Origin of the sequence: Streptomyces corchorusii (genome assembly GCF_001514055.1) — a bacterium.
GTDB classification, from domain to species: domain Bacteria; phylum Actinomycetota; class Actinomycetes; order Streptomycetales; family Streptomycetaceae; genus Streptomyces; species Streptomyces olivaceoviridis.
The window spans coordinates 1-1,758 of sequence record NZ_KQ948400.1; the positions used below are offsets into that span (position 1 = coordinate 1).

Genomic DNA, 1,758 nt, shown 5'->3' on the forward strand with positions numbered 1-1,758 from the left:
GGCCATGGTGTGGATGGTGGGGTTGTCGAAGATGAGGGCGAGGGGGATGTCGGGGGTGAGGGTGGTGCGCAGGCGGCTGATGATGCGGGTGGCGAGGAGGGAGTGGCCGCCGAGGGCGAAGAAGTTGGCGTGGATGTCGGGGTTGGGGTGGTCGAGGACGTCGGTCCAGATGGTGGCGATGAGTTTTTCGGCGTCGGTGGTGGGTTGCTGGGTGTGGGTGTGGGTGGTGGTGGGCTGGGGTTGGGGGAGTGCTTTGTGGTCGGTCTTGCCGTTGGCGTTGACGGGGATGGTGTCCAGCAGGGTGATGCTGGAGGGGATCATGTAGGCGGGGAGTTGGTCGGTGAGGTGGGTGTTGATGCTGGTGAGGAGGGTGTCTTCGTCAGGTGTGTCGGGTGTGTTGTGGGTGGTGATGTAGGCGGCGAGTCGGTAGTCGCCGGGGGTGGGTTGCCATGTGGTGACGACGGCGTTGTTGATGTGGGGGTGGCGGCGGAGGGTGTGTTCGATTTCGGTGGGTTCGATGCGGATGCCGCGGATTTTGATCTGGGTGTCGTTGCGGCCGAGGAAGGTGATGGCGTTGTCGGTGCGGCGGATGCCTCGGTCGCCGGTGCGGTAGAGGCGTTGGCCGGGGTGGTGGGGGTGGGGGATGAAGGCGGTGGCGGTTTTGCGGGGGTCGCCCAGGTAGCCGCGGGCGAGGCCGGTGCCGGCGAGGTAGAGGTCGCCGGGGATGCCGGTGGGGACGGGGTTGAGGTGGTGGTCGAGGAGGAGGACTTCGTTGTTGGCGATGGGGGTGCCGAGGGGGACGTCGGTGGTGTGGTGGTCGTGGGGTGTGCAGAGGTGGCTGGTGGAGTCGATGGAGACTTCGGTGGCGCCCCACTGGTTGTAGAGGTGGGTGTGTGGGGGGAGGCGGTCGTGGAACTTGGCGACGAGGTCGGGGCGGAGGGCTTCGCCGCTGGAGATGACGTAGCGCAGCGTGGTGGGGGCGGTGTGGGTGATCTCGTCGAGGAAGAGGGTGAGCATGCTGGGCACGAAGTGGAGGGCGACGATGTCGTGCCGGGTGGTGTGGTCGAGGATGGCGCGGGGGTCGCGGTGCAGGCCGGGGGGGATCATGACGATGGTGGCGCCGCTGATGAGGGGCCAGAGGATTTCGACGGCTGAGTCGTCGAAGCTCAGGACGGTTTTGTGCAGGACCTTCTCGCCGGGGTTGAGGGGGTATTGGGCTTGCATCCACTGGATGCGGTTGGCCCAGCCGGTGTGGGTGGAGGCGACGCCCTTGGGGGTGCCGGTGGAGCCGGAGGTGTAGTAGACGGAGACGAGGTGGTCGCCGTGGAGGTCGACCGGCGGCGGGGCGGGGCTGGTGTGGGTGAGGGTGCCGGGGCCGCAGCGCAGGATCGTGATGTCCTGTGCGTCGGGTGTGGTGGCGAGTTGGTCGGCGCGGGGGTCGTCGGTGCAGATGAGGGGGGCGTGTGCGTCGGTGAGGAGGCGGGTGACGCGGCCCACGGGCAGGTCGGGGTCCAGGGGGAGGAAGGGGCTGCCGGATTTGAGGATGGCGAGGATGACGACGGCCATCTCGGTGGAGCGGTCCATCCAGACGCCGACGGGGATGTCGGGTCCGGCGCCGGCCTCGCGCAGGCGGGTGGCGAGGTGGTTGGCGCGTGCCACGACCTGTGCGTAGGTCAGCTCGCTGTCGGCGTCGATCACGGCCGCGGTGTCGGGGTACCGGGCCGCGGTCGCGTCGATCAGATCGGGCAGCAGACCACC

General features: G+C 68.4%; 1 protein-coding gene. It reads right to left on the minus strand.

What is annotated here, in order from left to right:
- Positions 1 to 1,758: non-ribosomal peptide synthetase (locus AQJ11_RS44980; RefSeq protein WP_159061826.1), on the minus strand; the 1,758-nt coding region annotated here is incomplete at both ends.